The organism is Bradyrhizobium semiaridum (assembly GCF_020329505.1).
GTDB classification, from domain to species: Bacteria; Pseudomonadota; Alphaproteobacteria; order Rhizobiales; family Xanthobacteraceae; genus Bradyrhizobium; species Bradyrhizobium semiaridum.
In genome coordinates this window covers 38,984-55,679 of record NZ_JAGKJJ010000004.1, presented here as the reverse complement: position 1 = coordinate 55,679, position 16,696 = coordinate 38,984, and the positions used below count along the sequence as shown (strand labels likewise).

Annotated in this window: 20 protein-coding genes; 10 read left to right on the top strand and 10 right to left on the bottom strand. The window is 63.2% G+C overall.

The window, feature by feature from the left end; all coding sequences use genetic code 11:
• The first annotated feature begins 149 nt into the window (after positions 1–149).
• The gene (locus J6500_RS06495; RefSeq protein ID WP_225711861.1) at positions 150–1,331 is read left to right on the top strand and encodes a hypothetical protein; all 1,182 of its coding nucleotides are present in this window, start codon (positions 150–152) and stop codon (positions 1,329–1,331) included.
• A gap of 924 nt (positions 1,332–2,255) precedes the next feature.
• Here J6500_RS06495 and J6500_RS06490 read toward each other — a convergent pair.
• The 3 genes from J6500_RS06490 to J6500_RS06480 form a co-directional block, all read right to left on the bottom strand.
• Entirely contained in the window at positions 2,256–2,525 is a 270-nt protein-coding gene (locus J6500_RS06490; RefSeq protein WP_225711860.1) for a DUF2312 domain-containing protein, read from the bottom strand.
• Between the two features lie 182 nt (positions 2,526–2,707).
• Positions 2,708–3,721: an acyl-CoA desaturase gene (locus J6500_RS06485; protein WP_225711859.1), complete on the bottom strand. Its 1,014-nt coding sequence runs from the start codon at positions 3,719–3,721 to the stop codon at positions 2,708–2,710.
• 188 nt (positions 3,722–3,909) lie between these two features.
• The gene (locus J6500_RS06480; protein ID WP_225711858.1) at positions 3,910–4,497 is read right to left on the bottom strand and encodes an exopolysaccharide biosynthesis protein; all 588 of its coding nucleotides are present in this window, start codon (positions 4,495–4,497) and stop codon (positions 3,910–3,912) included.
• An 89-nt stretch (positions 4,498–4,586) separates the two neighbouring features.
• Between J6500_RS06480 and J6500_RS06475 the strand changes: the two genes are divergently transcribed.
• Together J6500_RS06475 and J6500_RS06470 are read left to right on the top strand one after the other, a co-directional pair.
• Entirely contained in the window at positions 4,587–5,126 is a 540-nt protein-coding gene (locus J6500_RS06475) for a hypothetical protein (protein ID WP_225711857.1), read from the top strand.
• A gap of 146 nt (positions 5,127–5,272) precedes the next feature.
• Positions 5,273–6,262 carry an LLM class flavin-dependent oxidoreductase gene (locus J6500_RS06470; protein ID WP_225711856.1) on the top strand — a complete coding sequence of 330 codons (990 nt, stop codon included), beginning with the start codon at positions 5,273–5,275 and terminating at the stop codon, positions 6,260–6,262.
• Positions 6,263–6,457: 195 nt separating this feature from the next.
• Here the strand turns inward: J6500_RS06470 and J6500_RS06465 are convergent, their stop codons facing one another.
• The 5 genes from J6500_RS06465 to J6500_RS06445 form a co-directional block, all read right to left on the bottom strand.
• Positions 6,458–7,741 carry a cystathionine gamma-synthase family protein gene (locus J6500_RS06465; protein ID WP_225711855.1) on the bottom strand — a complete coding sequence of 428 codons (1,284 nt, stop codon included), beginning with the start codon at positions 7,739–7,741 and terminating at the stop codon, positions 6,458–6,460.
• 221 nt (positions 7,742–7,962) lie between these two features.
• On the bottom strand, positions 7,963–8,691 hold the full coding sequence (locus J6500_RS06460; RefSeq protein WP_225711854.1) for an ROK family protein: 729 nt from the start codon (positions 8,689–8,691) through the stop codon (positions 7,963–7,965).
• 142 nt (positions 8,692–8,833) lie between these two features.
• On the bottom strand, positions 8,834–9,094 hold the full coding sequence (locus J6500_RS06455) for a PepSY domain-containing protein (protein WP_225711853.1): 261 nt from the start codon (positions 9,092–9,094) through the stop codon (positions 8,834–8,836).
• Between the two features lie 420 nt (positions 9,095–9,514).
• The gene (locus J6500_RS06450) at positions 9,515–9,760 is read right to left on the bottom strand and encodes a hypothetical protein (RefSeq protein WP_225711852.1); all 246 of its coding nucleotides are present in this window, start codon (positions 9,758–9,760) and stop codon (positions 9,515–9,517) included.
• Positions 9,761–10,035: 275 nt separating this feature from the next.
• Positions 10,036–10,680 carry an FMN-binding negative transcriptional regulator gene (locus J6500_RS06445; RefSeq protein WP_225711851.1) on the bottom strand — a complete coding sequence of 215 codons (645 nt, stop codon included), beginning with the start codon at positions 10,678–10,680 and terminating at the stop codon, positions 10,036–10,038.
• 457 nt (positions 10,681–11,137) lie between these two features.
• Here J6500_RS06445 and J6500_RS06440 point away from each other — a divergent pair, with 457 nt between their 5' ends.
• The 7 genes from J6500_RS06440 to J6500_RS06410 all read left to right on the top strand — a co-directional run bounded on the left by J6500_RS06440 (position 11,138) and on the right by J6500_RS06410 (position 14,311).
• The gene (locus J6500_RS06440; protein ID WP_225711850.1) at positions 11,138–11,311 is read left to right on the top strand and encodes a hypothetical protein; all 174 of its coding nucleotides are present in this window, start codon (positions 11,138–11,140) and stop codon (positions 11,309–11,311) included.
• Between the two features lie 10 nt (positions 11,312–11,321).
• Positions 11,322–12,179, top strand: a complete 858-nt coding sequence (gene pdxY / locus J6500_RS06435) for a pyridoxal kinase PdxY (RefSeq protein WP_225711849.1) — start codon at positions 11,322–11,324, stop codon at positions 12,177–12,179.
• A gap of 17 nt (positions 12,180–12,196) precedes the next feature.
• Positions 12,197–12,823, top strand: coding sequence for a LysE family translocator (locus J6500_RS06430; protein WP_225711848.1), 627 nt, complete (start codon positions 12,197–12,199; stop codon positions 12,821–12,823).
• Between the two features lie 6 nt (positions 12,824–12,829).
• Positions 12,830–13,174: a tRNA-binding protein gene (locus J6500_RS06425; protein WP_225711847.1), complete on the top strand. Its 345-nt coding sequence runs from the start codon at positions 12,830–12,832 to the stop codon at positions 13,172–13,174.
• 151 nt (positions 13,175–13,325) lie between these two features.
• Positions 13,326–13,556 carry a DUF6894 family protein gene (locus J6500_RS06420; RefSeq protein WP_225711846.1) on the top strand — a complete coding sequence of 77 codons (231 nt, stop codon included), beginning with the start codon at positions 13,326–13,328 and terminating at the stop codon, positions 13,554–13,556.
• 9 nt (positions 13,557–13,565) lie between these two features.
• On the top strand, positions 13,566–13,730 hold the full coding sequence (locus tag J6500_RS06415) for a hypothetical protein (RefSeq protein ID WP_225711845.1): 165 nt from the start codon (positions 13,566–13,568) through the stop codon (positions 13,728–13,730).
• A 344-nt stretch (positions 13,731–14,074) separates the two neighbouring features.
• Positions 14,075–14,311, top strand: coding sequence for a hypothetical protein (locus J6500_RS06410; RefSeq protein ID WP_225711844.1), 237 nt, complete (start codon positions 14,075–14,077; stop codon positions 14,309–14,311).
• Between the two features lie 20 nt (positions 14,312–14,331).
• Here J6500_RS06410 and J6500_RS06405 read toward each other — a convergent pair whose 3' ends face one another.
• Both J6500_RS06405 and J6500_RS06400 read right to left on the bottom strand, forming a co-directional pair.
• Positions 14,332–15,921: a hypothetical protein gene (locus tag J6500_RS06405; protein WP_225711843.1), complete on the bottom strand. Its 1,590-nt coding sequence runs from the start codon at positions 15,919–15,921 to the stop codon at positions 14,332–14,334.
• Positions 15,922–16,141: 220 nt separating this feature from the next.
• The gene (locus J6500_RS06400) at positions 16,142–16,663 is read right to left on the bottom strand and encodes a DUF1993 domain-containing protein (RefSeq protein WP_225711842.1); all 522 of its coding nucleotides are present in this window, start codon (positions 16,661–16,663) and stop codon (positions 16,142–16,144) included.
• Positions 16,664–16,696: the final 33 nt, after the last annotated feature.

Genomic DNA, 16,696 nt, shown 5'->3' with positions numbered 1-16,696 from the left:
ATGGGGTCCGCTGGGCGCAGCTCAGCGGACTTCAACGTGCAGTAGCCCGAGCCGGAGAAATAGATTGCTGCTTTTTGAATGCATCATTTCGACCAAACGCAAGATGAACTCTTAAAGTCAGCACTAGCGAGTCGGGGAGAAACATTTCAGTGGCGAGGAATGTTCTGCTTGGCAATATGGCCTGCCTCGCTGACTTTGGGAATCCCAATCAGCGATACCAAGACTTCCTGCAGCGTGGCCTTCCTCCCTTTAAGACTCTAATCGAGAGCATTTTGCTCTTCGACAAGATTACGATCCCCACCAACGATTTCATGCCTCTTGCGCTTTTGTTGGGAGTTCTCGGTGAGGATCATGTGGCTCGCCTCCTAGGCGAGGATATTATCGCGTTTGCTCGTTTCACAGGAAGTGTGGCCTACCTTGGAAACGGCGGCGGTGTGGGCGTCATAAATGTTGCAGACTCTGATAAGACACCGAAATTATTTAGCGCCCCGACCGAGATCACGATAACTGAGCTATTCAAAGGGCTTCCGGGACTGAAGAACGAACGCTTGCTTAAGAACTTGGCGTTGAGGTCGACGGTAGAATTTTCGATCGAGAGTTCGCAGGGTGAGCTAGGTCGCGCGGTCTATGAAGAGATCAAGCGTGAGCCTTCGATAGTGAAAGCCCGTGGCATCGTGAATCTTGCGAAGCTACCGGGCCTCGCCCCCAACCAAGTGAGGGGGCTCAGCCTTCTGATTGATGATGAACAGGACGACGACATATTTCAAGTCTTGCGAGTTGCTCAATCGAACCTCGAGGCCAAGGCAGCCGCGTTAACTGGGTGGAACGATATCTACACCTCTGAAGAGGTCGCGAAACTATTCCGAAATTCCCTTTCTCGTGTCAGGCCAAGAGCCGATTCCGAAGCGAAACTCGCAACTTTAGTTTCAATTGCGGACCTTCCTGACGTTGGGCTACTGGCCATTCAAAATAAAGAAATCATCAGGGACATCATCTCACTTCGGCAGTCTGTATCTGGAACGCAGTTTAGGATGTGGTTTCATGAGAATTGCCGCACGGATCCAAAGACTACGTCGAGAGAATATCAAGCAGTCCTGAAGTCGATTCCATTCGTTCAATCAGCAACAGGAAGAACCCTCAGGTATTTTACGCAGTTAGGCGTTGCAGCTGCCGCAATGCCTCTTGATCCGACAATTGGCCTTGGAATAGGTGCAGCGCTTGGCGCGTTGGATTCATTTATTCTCGAACGCACATTTAAAGGCTCGAGCCCGAAAGTGTTCATGGAGCGTTTGGAAAAAATCGCCGTCGAGATCACCGCAGAACAAGCGTAGGTCGGATTAGCCGTACCGCCGTTGCGCCAACCGACAGCTTACGTTTCGCTCAGGTGCCGGGGTCGTTCCGCCCTACTCTCTATTAAATAACTAATCAGCGTCGTAGCCCGGACGAGAAGCGACATCCGGGACCAGGACCACAAGATTTCTTGATTGCCCCCGCATATCGCTTCGCTCAAGCAGGCTTCCCCGCTTCACCTTCCCATCCACTCCATCACCGCGCCGACCGACAGCCACAGCGTCCAGCCGAGCCCGAGCAGGCAGACCAGTGCCGCCGCCATCGCGATCGCGAGCAGGAGGCCATCCTCCTGCAAATAGGCTATCGCGACCTCACTATCATGGACTGCCCAACCGCAGTGAATGACATGCCTCGGCAGAATTAGTGCCAGAGCCACAAGATCAACCCAACAATGACAATGGCAGCGGCAATCGCCTGCCATCCCTTGGCGTTGAAATCGAAGAAAGGCCTCTTGAAGCGAAGTTCGTGCATGGCACAGCTCTCCATTAGGAAAATTCAGAGCTGTTTTTCGGGGCGAGATAGATATGTGGCCCAAAATCAGAATGGTTGGCAAGGGGTCTAAATAGAGTCCATCGCAAATTTGCGCCCCTATAGATCGAAATCTTAACTAACGCAGATCGGAACATGTATTAGCGAATATCTTGGTAGCGTGCTCGCTATTTTTCCTTCTATTTCGATGAACCTTCTTGTCCATCGTCATGAACATTAATGGGTGCTTTTGTCACCGCTTGTGGCTGATTCGATCCCCTTCCTGATTTGATCTTGCGAGAGTTTCTTCATGGCCAGTAAGCGTAGCCCGGATGAGCGCAGCGACATCCGGGACCGATACGCAACTCACAAGACCAATCCCGCATATCGCTACGCTCATGCGGGCTACTCGCTAACCCGCCCTACTCGCCGAACTCTCACGCCGCCTTCGCTTCCTTCTCCGCCGGCGCCGTCTCCATCGCCTTCATGTACAGGTCGAGCAGGCTTTCCCGCTCGTCGCGCTCGTCCTGGTCTTGCTTGCGGAGCTTGATGATCTCCTTGAGGATCTTGACGTCGAAGCCTTCGCCCTTGGCTTCGGAAAACACTTCCTTCTTCTGCTCGTTCAGTTCCTGCAATTCGCCGTCGATGTTCTCGATCCGCTCGACGAAGGCACGAATTTTTCCGCCGGGAATGGTGATGTCGGACATGGGACCTCTTTGCTGAATGAGGTCGTGAAAATGCAAGCAAAGAGATGACCAATGTCTTAAGCGCGGCCGCGATCGGCGTGCCGCCTTGCGGGCTTCTGCGACCGGCAATTCCCGGGCATGACCAGGCTATGGGATGTGGCCGACAACCATGTGCGATAGCCCTGCGGAACGTGCAGGCAAATCTACCTCACGCCTGACACATCGAGGTCCTCTGCGGCGGGCTCGACCGGAGTCTTGCTCACGGCCCCGGCGGCAGATACCGGGCTGAGGAAGATGTCGTGCACGAGTCCGAGTTTGCCAAGTCCCAAAATGATCAGGCCGTTGATGTCGATCTCGTACCAGGCGTGCGACAGATAGGCGTCGCGCGGAAAGCGGTGATGGTTGTTGTGCAGCCCCTCGCCGAAGGTGAGGAACGTGGTCACCAGTTCGTTGGTGGTGCCGTCATTGGTCTCGAAGCGGCGATAGCCGTAGCGGCCGTCGCTGTGGCAGACCGAGTTCACCAGCGAGGTGGCCATGGTCATGAGATAGCTGCGCAGCAGGCCGGCAAACAGGACGCAGCCGATCATCGCGTGCACGCCGCCGAACCCGTAGCCGATAACGCCCGGGATGATCACCGCCGACAGCGCGTACCAGTACCAGCGCGTTCGGGTGAAGAACATCGCGATCGGGTCGGCCAGGATATCCTTGGCATAGTATGCGGCATCGGTGGTCTCGCGGTCCCACACCCAGCCGCCTTGCGCATGCGACATGCCCTTGGCGAAGCTGAGGTAGCGATTGCCGGCGCCGTCATAGTAAGGGCTGTGGACATCGCCGGGCTTGTCGGAATGCAGATGGTGCCGGCGATGGTTGGAGACCCATTTCAGCACCGAGCCCTGCACCGCCATCGTCGCCATCGCGGCGAGCAATGTCCGCATCACCGGGCCGCAGCGGAAGCTGCGGTGGACGAAGTAGCGATGCATGAAGCCGATGCCGATCGTGCTCAGCACGAACGTGCCGAGGAAGACGGACACCTCCACCCAGCCGATGCCTTGCGTGAATGTCCAGACCAGCGCCGCGATCGAGCCCGACACCATGATGCCGAACGCGATGTAGGAATCGAGAAACTTGGCGTCGACCTGTGGGCCTTCGAGCAGCACGCCCGGCGGCATTTTCGGCTCCGCGCCATCCGCCGACGCCACGCCCTGAATTTCGGTCATCCCAGCCAGTCCATTCACGAGAAATCAACCATTCCGCAGCGCAGCGTACAGCCATGGGTTGTTGCGAGCAAGCACTCGGCCGCGCGCTGCTTTGCATGGGGTTGTTTTCGTCAAAATGGGAGCGTGCGACGTTGCTTGGTCGCCTCCGCGCGCAAGATGCGTGCAACGCGAGTTGCCGAAACCGCGCGTCAGTGGCCCATCCAGTCCATCACCACGCCGACCGACGCCCACAGCGTCCAGCCGAGCCCGAGCAGGCAGACCAGCGCGGCCGCCATCGCGACCGCGAGCAGCACGCCGTCCTCCTGCAGATAGGCGACCGCGATCAGCACGACCACGATGCCCGGAATGACGTTGACCAGCGGCAGCGGCCAGCCGGCCGAGAACGCCAGCAGGAACACGGCCAGTCCGACCAGGCGGTCGATCACGTCGTGACGCGCGTCCCAGCGCGGCCGGCTGATGCGCTCGATCGCCTGCAGCATCGGGCGGACCAGGATGGTGAACCGCTTGAAGCGCTTGAAGTCGAACTGCCGCTTGGAGATGAAGCGCGGAAACGATGGCGCCCTGCGTCCCAGCATCATTTCGACCGCCGGAAACAGCAGCGCCAGCGTCGCGATCGTCGCGATGCCGGGGATGATCACCAGGAGCCCCAGCAACAGCAGCAGCAACCCGAACGAGCGCTTGTCCAGGTTGCCGAGCAGCCACTCGAGATCGACGGGACCGTCAGGTGCTTTCGCGACGAGATCGTCGAGGATCTGGGAGGTTTGCGGTGGCGGCAATGGGTTTCCGACCGGAGGGGACGTCCTCGCCAAATTGTGCATATGCGGCATCGATTGCAACGGTTGCCGAGGCGGACTAGGAAACTTCAATGAACAGCGATTCCGATCAAGCGTGGCACGGCCATGCACCGTCGAGCCCGATTACCGCCAATCGCCGCCGTTGGCCATGGGTCATCCTGATCGCCATCCTCGTGCTCGCCGGCGCCGGCGCTGGTGGCGTCTATGCCTGGCCCCAGATCGCGCCGCTGGTTCCCTCCTTTAGCAACGCACTCTCTGGCGAAAAAGTGGCCGCGGCCGACAAGGAGGCGTTGCCGGATCTGCTCGCGAGCCAGCAGAAGGTCGAGGATGAGCTCGCCGCGCTCGGCCGCTCGGTCGCGGACCAGCAGGAACAATTGAAGACCCTCGTCGACCAGCTGGCCGCGCTGAGCTCGAAGGTCGATGCGCTGCAACGCCCTGCCCCGCCTCCGGCACCGCCGCCACCAGCCGCCGCCGAATTGCCGGTGGCGCCGGCCGCACAGGGCGCCCCGCGGCCGCGACGGCCGCCGCCGGTTCGTGCGCCGAAGCCGACAGGTCCGGTCTCGATCGGCGGCGCGCCGCTCAGTGCGGCTCCGGCCGGCGCGGCCCGCTGAGCCGCGCGGGGCGGTGGCGATTGACCCGGATGGACACCGTATCCATATGGGACCGGCGGACCGGCTGACGCCGCTTCGCATCAGCCTGGACAGAGCCCGGTACCTTCAGCGGCGAGTCCTTCATCCACCCCCGTTCGGGAGCCGCCGTGGCCGCACTCTCCATCCTCGATCTCGTCCGCGTCACCCAGGACACCGACGCCAGCGGCGCGTTGTATAACGCGCGCGACGTCGCCGTGCATGCCGAGGCGCTCGGCTATCGTCGCATCTGGGTGGCCGAGCATCACAACATGGCCGGCATCGCGAGCGCGGCGACTGCGGTCGTGATCGGCCATATCGCGGCGGGGACGAAGACCATCCGCGTCGGTGCCGGCGGCATCATGCTGCCGAACCACGCGCCCTACGTCGTTGCCGAACAATTTGGCACGCTGGCGCGGCTGTTTCCGAACCGGATCGACCTCGGGCTCGGCCGCGCGCCGGGCACCGATCAGCTGACGCTGCGCGCGCTGCGCCGCACGCCGGAGGCCGCCGAGAATTTTCCGCAGGACGTGCTGGAGGTGCAGGCCTTCCTCGCCGAGGCTGGTCCCAACCAGCGCATCCAGGCGGTGCCCGCCGCCGGTACCAACGTGCCGCTGTGGATTCTCGGATCGAGCAATTTCGGTGCGATGCTGGCCGGCGAGCTCGGCCTGCCCTACGCCTTCGCCTCGCATTTCGCACCGGAGATGCTGCTGCAGGCGCTCGAGATCTACCGCGCCCGCTTCAAACCGTCGGAGCAGCTCGACCGCCCGTACACGATGGTCGGCGTCAACATCATCGCCGCCGAGACCGACGCCGAAGCGCGGCGGCTGGCGACGACGCAGCAGATGTCGTTCACCAACATCTTCCGCGGCGCGCGCGGCCTGAGCCAGCCGCCGATCGACGACATCGAGACCTACTGGTCACCGTCGGAAAAGCAGCAGGCGATGCGGATGCTGGCCCGCTCCATCATCGGCTCGCCCGAGACGGTGCGCGCCGGCATCGACGCGCTGGTCGCGGAGACCGGCGCCGACGAGCTGATGATCGTGTCCGACGTCTACGAGCACGCCAAGCGGCTGCGCTCGTTCGAGCTGATCGCCAAGGCCGCGGGCATCACGGCCTGACCCGCGCCATGCGTAGCCCGCGGGATGAGCAGAGCGCAGCCAAACCCGTCCAAATGCCCGCATTGATTTCGCCGTGAGCCACTGAACGTCACGGGCTAAAGCGCGATGAGATTTGTTGAATCGTCATAGCGCAGTAGCTCTTTGTTTGAGCATGATCTCTTCGGAAAACCGCTTCGCACTTTTCCGGATCATGCCCTAGACTCTGCTCAACGCCTGCGCGATGTCGGCCACCAGATCGGACGGATGCTCGATGCCGATCGACAGCCGGATCGTCGTATCGAGCACCCCGATCCGCTTGCGGATCGCGGCCGGCACACCGGAATGCGTCATCGTCGCCGGCAGGCTCGCCAGCGACTCGGTGCCGCCGAGGCTCACCGCGAGCTTGAAGATCTGCAAACTGTTGAGGAATTTCTCCGCTTCCGCCTGGCCGCCGACGATATCGAAGGAGAAGGTCGAGCCTGCACCGCTGCACTGCGCGGCGAACGCGCGCCCCGCCGGCGACGCGGCGTCGAGGTGGCCGAGATAATGCACCTTCGCGACCTTGGGATGGTCGCGCAGGAAATCCGCGACCAGGAGCGCGTTACGGTCGGCCTTCTCCATGCGCAGGCTGAGCGTTTCCAGCGACCGGCTGATCATCCAGCAGGAATGCGGATCGAGCTGGGTGCCGATCGCGCCGCGTAGCGCCTTGACGTCCTTCATCAGCGCCTTGCTGCCGAGCGCGGCGCCGGCGATCAGGTCGGAATGACCGCCAACATATTTCGTCAGCGAGTACAGCGATAGATCCGCGCCGTGCTCGATCGGCCGCTGAAACACCGGCCCGAGCAGCGTGTTGTCGCACGCGACGACAGGCGTGTGGCCTTGCGCCTTGCCGATCATGTCGGCAACACGCCTGGTCAGCGCGATGTCGACCAGCCCGTTGGTCGGATTGGCCGGCGTCTCGATGAATATCATGGCGACGCGGCCCTGCTTCATCGCCTCCGCCGCGGCGGCGCGCACCACGTTCTCGTCGACGCCGTCGGCAAAGCCCACCGCGCCGATCGAGAGGCCCGCGAGCGTCTTTGTGAACAGCGTCTCGGTGCCGCCATAGAGCGGCTGCGAATGCAGGATGACGTCGCCGGGCCGCGCGAACGCCAGCACCGTGGTCGAGATCGCCGCCATCCCCGAGGCGAACAGCGCGCAGCTCTCGGTGCGCTCATAGATCGCCAGCCGGTCCTCGACGATCTCGCTGTTCGGATGGTTGAAGCGCGAATAGACCAGCCCCGCGCCCATCCCTTCCGGCGGCTCGCGGCGGCCGGCGACGAAATCGAAGAAGTCCTTGCCGTCCTCGGCGGTCCTGAACACGAAGGTCGAGGTCAGGAATACCGGCGGCTTGACCGCGCCCTCCGAGAGTTGCGGATCGTAGCCGTAGTTCAGCATCAACGTTTCCGGATGCACCGTGTGATTGCCGATCTGGGTCTTGGAGGGAAACGGTTTTGCCACGGCCTTTCTCCTTGTCTTGGGGAACGCGGAATCGGCGGCACTCTTCCGAATCTTCCGTCGCAGCGTAGTCCAGCTTTGTGCAATTCACCAAAGCGCCGGTGACGCAGGCAGCCCGGCACGCGTAGCCCGGATGAGCGGCTTGTCCGCCAAAGCTCAAGAGCGACAGCGCAAGCGATATCCGCAGGCTCTTCGAACCACGGTGGACAATTCGCCGATGCAGCCTACCGCCGCAGCGGGGTCCGCTTGACCGCCGTCTTCTTCCAGAGCCGAAAGCCGCCCTCGAACGCATTGGCATTGTCGCCGAACCGCACCTTGGGCGGCGGTGTCTTGACCAGCCTGGCATTGCCGCCGCCGAGCACGATGTAGTCGGGCTCCAGCGCGGCGAACAGGCGCGCGATCACGTCGTCGACCGACTTGCGCCATTTCTTCTTGCCGCGACGCTCGAGCCCCGCGGCGCCGACATAATCCTCGAAGGTCTTGCCCTTGCGGTACGGCAGATGGCCGAGCTCCATCGGTTCGGCCAGGCCGTCGACGATCATGGCCGAGCCGAGGCCGGTGCCGAGGCCGAGGAACAGCATGCGGCCGCCCTGGTAGCTGCCGAGCGCCTGCATCAGCGCGTCGTTCACCACCTTGGTGGGGCAGCCGAAGGCCCTGCGGAAGCTGAACCCGGCCCAGCCATGGCCGAGATTGTACGGCTCCAGCAGCGGCCGGTTGTGCACGACCGGCCCCGGATAACCGATCGAGATCACGTCATAGGACCAGTCCCTGGTCAGCGCCTTGACCTTGCGCACCATCGCGCGCGCCGACAGATGCGGACCGGATTCGAACTCGCGCCTGATGCGCTCGCGGTCGGTCATGACCTTGACGTGCGTGCCGCCGACATCGATCGCGAGGACGATACGTTGCGATGCCCGTTTGGTGCTTTTCTTCCTGCTGCTGGTTTTCGCCATGGATGATGCGTGCGTTGCTCGGCGAGCATAGCACACAAGATCGTAGCCCGGATGAGCGAAGCGACATCCGGGACGAACCCGCATATCGCCCCGCTCATACGGGCTACGTCATTGCGAACGCCGTCAGGCGGCGGATGCGCTGTTACCAGCCGCGATCCACGTTGCGTACCTCGCCGGTCCGCGCGTCGACATGGACCTGCATCCAGCGGCCGGCGCGGTCGCGTCCTTCGACCTCCCACTCGTCGCCGAGGAATTGCGTGTTCGATACCGTCACGATGCCGAAGCTGCTCGCGACGTCGAGTGCCGCCTCCATCGAAGTCTGGTCGCCGGCATCATAGGCCATCGCGGGCGTCGCTGCGCCGAGCGCCAGGGCCGCGACGGCGGGAAGGATGAATTTTCGCATGGGTCACTCCTCTCGGATGAATCGAGCTATCACGGGCCATAGAACGAGCGGCAACCGCATGAGTTCCGATCAAGCGGAGCTGGAACGCGCACGAAATTTGAGCGCTTGCGGCGAACTGATGAAGTTCCCGACGCAATCGCGCCGCAGCTTTGTTCCCCATCCGACTCCATTTTGTTCGCAAAGAACGAATCGGAATCGCGCAAATCACCGCGCAGCAATTCTTAACAACAAGTTCGCCGCGTGCGTATCGCGCGCGATGGTTAACCGCTCGCATGCGCAGGCTCTGTAGGGGAGCAAAGCTTCGTAGCCCGGATGCAGCGAAGCGCAATCCGGGGCGGTCTATCCGCGGAGGCTTTCCCGGATTTCGCTTCGCTTCATCCGGGCTACGAAGCTCCTTTGTCCAGGCGACGAAGTTTCCCCTCAGCAGATCATCGGATCGTCGCCATGATCGCACACGCCTCCCGGCATGCTGCGCGACGACGCGCTGAAATTGGCGACCGCCGACGCCGGCATCCGCGCATGGTTCTCGAGCCACGGCCCTGGCAGCACGATCGCCGCATTGGCTCTCGACGGCTCATAGCGCTCGGGCACACTGTGAGCCATGGCCGAAGTCGTGAACATGGCGACCGCGATCAATCCTGCCGACAGGCATTTGACTGGTTTCATCGAACTTCTCCGTAGTGGATTCAGCGAGCCGGACAGATGACCGGCGCCGAATTTGGTTGGTCCACAGGTGATGACGATTCCAGCGGCGCTTTATTTCTGCAGCAAACGGTTTTGTGATGTGGCGAGAGCAATCGAGAACCGGACAGCGCTGCCAACTTGTTCCATCTCTGACTCCATTTTGTTCGCAAAGAACGAATCGGAATCGCGCAAATCGGCAAGGAGCAATTCTTAACAACACGTTTGCTTTGTAGCCCGGATGCAGCGAACAATCGGCCTTACTCGTTTTCCTCATAACCCAGCGTGGGCCGCAGCGCGCGCATCTTGTGCGCGAGCCGGCGGCTTGCCGTCTCCTCCGCGCGCGCGAGCCGGGTCGCGACCGCGACATGGTCCGCATCGCTCTTGTGCTGGTTGAGCTTCGACTGGCCCTCGATGTCGTCGACGACGATATCGATCACGCGGATCATCGACAGCATCGACTCGCGCTTGCCCGGCTCCATCTGTGTCAGATCCCAAGGCTGCTTCGGCAACCGCGCCTCGGAAACCGCGAGCAGCGCGTCGCCATGGCCGCGGTTCGCGTCCCGCTCACGCAGCTGCGCGACGCCGGACAGATGCACCGCCTCGTAGAGCCAGGTCGAGACGTTGTCCGGCGACGCGTACCAATCGTTGGAGATGTAGGCGTCGTCGCCGGCGACGATCAACAGGAAGCGCCGCTTGCCGTCGGCAAGCTCGACCAGCGGATTTTTCGCGGTGAGGTGGATCTGCACGATCACGCCGTCGTCGCGCCGGTCGATCACGAACGGCACGTGCGAAGCGCGCGGGCCGCGGTCATCGGCGGCGACGATGACGCCGAAGCCGCGCGCGCCCGCGAAGGCCAGCGCGCGCTCCTCGTCGATGCGAAACTGGGGACGCAGGATGTGCATGTTTAGCGCTCGAACGATGGACGCCCCGCAGGGCACGTCAAGAAATCTCGTACACCGACACCTTGTCCGCGATGCCGCTCAATGTCACGGTTTTCTGCGTCGGCTGCAACCCGCGGGCCTCGCGCCTCCCAAAGCTGTCGTCGTCCGGCTTGGTCAGGCGACCCAGTATTCCAGAGACAGTCGTTATTGAGCAGATAGGCCGCGGCGTACTAGGCGCCCGGTCCATGTGCGCAATTGCGCACAGGCCGGGCGACGACAGCGGTGGATAAGGACAAAGCTTCACATCCTCTCAGGATGACGGAACGGACAGCGAAGCAGCACATTCGATGCCGTCTGCTCCCGTGGGCAATCCCGCACCAGGCTGGACGACAAGTTGGACGTGGGGGCAATCCGCCGTTGAACTGCCAGCAGGCGGCGGGTTACCTTTCGCCCACCCTCATCCACGCGAAGGATCATCATGAACGGCGACCGGTATTATGGGGTTCGTGTCGAGGGCGCGAAGTATGGCGTCGGGTTTGGCTCGGCGCTGGCGATCGCGATCTCCTACACCAAGAACCAGTCGATCCTGTGGGCGATCATCCACGGCATCCTCGGCTGGCTCTATGTGATCTATGCGGCGCTGTTCGGATGACGTGGAAGGCATGAGCGTCATCTCCATCCAGTCGCAGGTCGCCTACGGCCATGTCGGCAACAGCGCCGCGGTGTTTCCGATGCAGCTTGCCGGCATCGACGTGACAGCGGTGCCGACCACGCTGCTCAGCAACCGGCCGGGCTATCCGACCATCCGCGGCCGGGTGCTCGACGTGCAGCTGGTCGCGGACCTGCTGCGCGGCATCGAGGAGCGCGGCGCGGTCGAGGGCGCGACGCTGGTGCTGTCGGGCTATCTCGGCTCGGCCGATATCGCCCTGGAGGTCGCCGACTTTGTCGCCCGCGCCAAGCAAGGCAACCCGGCGCTGCGCTATTGCTGCGATCCCGTGCTCGGCGATCGCGACCGCGGCATGTTCGTGCGGCCGGACATCCCGCCGCTGGTGCTGGGCGAGCTGTGCCCGCTCGCCGACATCATCACTCCCAACCATTTCGAGTTCGAGTTTCTGTGCGGCGCGGAGGCGAAGACCACCGGCGATGTGGTCAGGCACGCCGGCACCGTGATGGCACGTGGACCGTCAACCATCGTCGTCACCAGCGCCGAGCTCACCGACACTCCCGACGGCGAGATCGAGACGCTGGCGATCGAGCGCGGCGGCGCCTGGCGGGTCCGCACGCCGCGTGTGCCGATCAGCCCGTCCGGCACCGGTGACCTGTTCGCGGCGCTGTTCGCCTCCGCCCGCGTGCGCGGCGCCGGCACGCCGGATGCGCTCGGCTACGCAGCGTCAGCCATCCACGCCGTGCTGGAGCGCACCGCGCAGCGCGGAACCGAGGAAATGCGCATTGTCGAAAGCGCCGCCGTCATGCTTGATCCGCCCCGCCGCTTCGCGGCAGCAGCGATCACCGCGCCCTGACATCCCGGACATTCCCCATGATCGACCCCACCACTCTTCTCACCTACGCCGCCGTCGTGCTCGGCCTGTTCCTCATTCCCGGCCCGGCGGTGCTGCTGGTGCTGGCGCGATCGGTGACCGGCGGGCCCCGCGTCGGCGTCGCCACCGGCTTCGGCATCGCGCTCGGCGACCTCGTCCACACCGCGATGGCGACCTTCGGCCTGTCGGCGGTGCTGATGACATCGGCGCTCGCCTTCTCGATCGTGAAATATGCCGGCGTGATCTATCTGATCGTGCTCGGCATCCGCGCCCTGTTCGAGAGGAACGAGGAGCTGCATTTGCCCGCCGCGCAGCCGGTCGATGCGCACCGGGCGTTCCGCCAGGCCGTGCTCGCCGAGATGCTCAACCCGAAGACCGCGCTGTTCTTCCTCGCCTTCCTGCCGCAATTCGTCCACCCCGGCCACGGCTCGGCCGTCGCGCAATTCGCCACGCTCGGGCTGATCTTCGTCGTCATGAGCGCGGCCTACACCTCGCTGCTGGCGCTGGCGGCGGGCCAGATCAGCCCATGGATCAGGCGCAACCGGAGCATCGGGCGCTGGCAGGGCCGCGTGGTCGGCACGATCTACATCGCACTCGGCATCCGCCTCGCCTTTCAGGAACGGTGAGAACAGATGCCTGACCTGAAGCCGCAAGCCAGCTACGACGACTTCGCCCGCCTCGATATCCGCATCGGCAAGGTGGTCGAGGTGCAACCCTTCCCGCGCGCCCGCAACCCGTCCTATAAGGTCGGGGTCGACGTCGGCGCTGACAGGATCATGTGGTCGAGCGCGCAGATCACCAATTACGAAGCCACGGCGCTGCTCGGCTCGCTGGTGGTCTGCGTCTGCAATCTCGGTGCGAAGAACATCGCCGGTTTCACCTCGGAACTGCTGATTCTCGGTGCCAGGGACGCGACAGGCAACGTCATCCTGCTTGGTCCGCGCAGCGGGGTTGCAATCGGCGAGCCGATCTTCTGATCACGCGGCCATCACGGCGAGGTGATTCAAATCGTCGGCATTCTCCGTAGTTTTCCGATGGGGGATCACCCGGATTCTCCGCAAGCCTGCACACTGCTATCCCAGCACGCGACGAGTCGACTCGCCATGGAATCAGAACTGGAATCAGCAGATGTCCGCCGTCTATTTCCACTGCTCCGACGAACAGCACGTGCTCCTCGATCGCAACGGCGCCGCGATGGATCTTGCGGAAGCGCGCGTGCATGCCGAGCGCCTGGTGCGCAGCTATGTGATGACGCCGAGCGCCGAGGACTGGCGCAACTGGGTGCTGCACGTCACCGACGATCTCGGCGACGAGCTGTTCGAACTGCCGTTCGCCGCCGTGCTCGGCGAGCTGCACTGAGGGCGTGCCATGGAACTCGTTCCGCACTCGCTGCGCCGCAGCCTCGTCCTGCTCCTCGCGCGCTGCCAGGCGCTGATCGTCGGTGCTTGCCATCCCTATCGCCCGGAACTGCATTACATGCGCGGGCCCGGACCGAAATGGCACGCCAGGCACCAGGCCGCGCTGCGCGACTAAAGTCGTAATCGCGGCGCCACAGCCATTTCACGAGAAAAGGCCGGCGGGCATGACGCCACCGGCCTTCTCCTGCGGCTGCCGGCTCCCGGAGTCCGGTTCCGCCGCAATTCCACGTGAGTTCAAGCGTGCACCGAGATTTTTAATCAAATCTTAACGTCGCGGCGGTGAGCTGGCTCACAAAGCATCGTCGTCGTGCCGCGCATCGCGCCTGCACATCTGCTCATTGCGTGTGACGTGCTGCACATCGTTTCCGCGCCGATCGCCCGACGATTGTGCGTCACGCATCTTAGGGAACACGCGACTCAGTGTTACCCTGTGATGCAAACCGAAACGGGAGCTTCGGAATGCCATACTACACATTCGATCTCGTGGTCGGAGACGAGTTCCGCAACCAGGGCACCATCATCCTCGAAAACATCAGCGTCGCCTCCGATCGCGCCGATCAGCTCGCCAGCGAGCTGGCGCAGGTCAAACCGGAGCTGAAGGCGCGCGGCTGCGCCGTTCGCGTCACCGACATCGATCGCCGCGAGCTCTACCGCACGCCGCTCGATCCGGTGCCGCAGTGGCGCAAGGCGGGTTAGCGCTCATCGCCTGATGCCGCTCACCGCGCGGTCTTGATCTTGCTGCGCGCGGCGATGGGGTCGACGAGGCCCGGCAGGAAGCTGAAATTGGCCGACGTCTTGTTGTCGACCAGCGTCGCGAAGTTGTGGCAGCTGACGCACGAGCCAGGCCCCGGCAGGCTCGAATTGCTGCCGTTGTAGTTCTGGATGTAGGTCTCGAGCGTCATGTTCGAGAGCATGCCGGGCACCGCGTTGGCCGGCACCGGGTTCGGCGGCGTCGGCGGTTCGAGCTGGCCGCCCCACTGCGTACCGATCAGCATATAGTTCTGGAACACGCTCTTCACCGAGCTGAGCGCATTGCGCCACTGCGTGTTGAGCGCGCTCGTCGTCGGATAGATCTGCCAGCAGCGCACCGCCTGCGGCATCGCGGTCGCCGGAGTCGTCCCGCCCTGGGCATAGGGCGGCCGCGGATTCCACGGGAACTGGGTTCTGGCACCGGCCGGTCCCTGCGGGGCGATATTGGTGCCCTGGCCGGACTGCGGCGGGCCGTAGAACGAGTAATGCGCGCCGGACGCCGCCGCGGCCGGTCCGCAACTCGGCTGGTTGATCCAGTAGGTCGGCGTGCCCGGATCGCCGCAGCCGCTCGACACGTTGCACGGCGCCTGCGCCGGCGGCGCGTTGTCGACGTGCTCGAAGGTCGCCCAGATCCATTGCGGCAGCAGCGCCTTGTTCTTCTCGACGAATGGGTTGCGCTGCAGGATGTGCATCCCGACCAGCCCAACCTTCTCGCTGCGGCAGAACGGCTGGCCGTTGCTGACGAGATCACCGGCGACGGCGAGCAGGATGTTCTGGGTATAGAATTTCGATGCATCGTCCTTAGTCGGATCGAGGATGCGCCAGGCCGCCTTGATCTCGATCGAGCCGTTCTTGCCGTCGGGTACCGAGGCCGACGAGGTGAATTCGGCGCCCTTCGGATTGTTCTTGATGAAATTGAGCTGGCCGTTGCGCGTGGTCAGCGTCTGCGACGACAATCCCTGCGGCGCGCGCAGATACGACGCCTCGATCGGATTGACCCGCCGCTCGAACAGCGTCCAGTTGCCGTTGACGTCGATCAGCGGGAGATTGGTCGACGCTTGCAGATACTCCTCGTTGTTCGGCGCCGGCTTACCGTTGCCGTCAGAGCCGATATAGAATTTCGGCAGCGCGATCGCCTGGGTGCAGCCGGCCCGCACCTTGGAATTGCCGAACAGCGCGCTGACCTTGGTATAGGTCTGCCAGACCCGCGGCCCGGGCGCGGTCAGCCCCTGTGCCGGCGGCTTGCCGGTGCTGTCGGCCGCCCAGCTCAGCGCGACGAACATCTGCCAGGCCATGTTGTCGAACGGTGTCTGCACATCCTCCGCGGCGCTGCGCGGCGGCTCGCCATAGAGCCCGTTGTAGCCGACGGTCTGACCCAGCCGCGAATCCGGTCCGATATAGGCCGGCACCTTCGAGCACAGCGTGTTGCTGATGCCGTCGACGCAGAACTGCGCCTGCGGCTGATATTGGGTCTGCGCCGCCGGCCGCAGCGGCTCGGCGACGATCACCGCCGCAATCAGGAACGGCAGCAGGATTGCAGCCAGCCATGTCTTCATGATGCCCCCGAACAAATCCGGCCGACGACTTTCGAGCGCGCGCAAAAATGCGCGATCGAAGCAGCGAGCCGATCACCTGAAATGGAGTTGAGCAACGATAGAGCGCGACTTGGAATCTATAACATCGTTCGGACTGCGACACAACCGATGCAAAAAACTACTATCTAAAATTGAACACGATGACGGCCGCGAACCAGCGCGCAACGGCGATGCGCGGCCCTCACTTCTTCAGGTTCAGGCGGCCGATGAAGTCGCGCTTGCCGAGCGGCGCGCCCTTATGGCGGAGGATGTCGTAGGCCGTGGTGGCGTGGAAGAAGAAGTTCGGCAGCGAGAACGACATCAAGAAGCCCTCGGCGGTGAACGGCAGCGACCGGTCGCCGACCTTGAAGGTGACGTCGCGGCCGATCAGCGCATTGACGGTCTCCGGCGTCAGGCCCGCAAGCTCGCTCTGCGTATCCTTCACCAGCGCCTGTAGTCCGGCATAGTCAAGATCGGGCCTGGCCGATGGCGGCACGAACACGCCGCTCTGCGCCGCCTCGATCGCGCCCCGCGAATGATGTGCGAGCGAGACCACCTGGAAGCGGAACGGCAGCATGTCCGGAAACAGCCGCGTCTCGACGATCCCGGCGGGATCGACGCCGTTCGCCGTGAAATGCGCGAGGCTCTTGTCCATGAATCCGGAGACGGCGCCGACGATCTGCAAATAATTGGCGACGGTCGCGTCGTATAATGAAAAGGCCATGGCGAATTCCCCCTGATCAAATCTTGTCTGCTC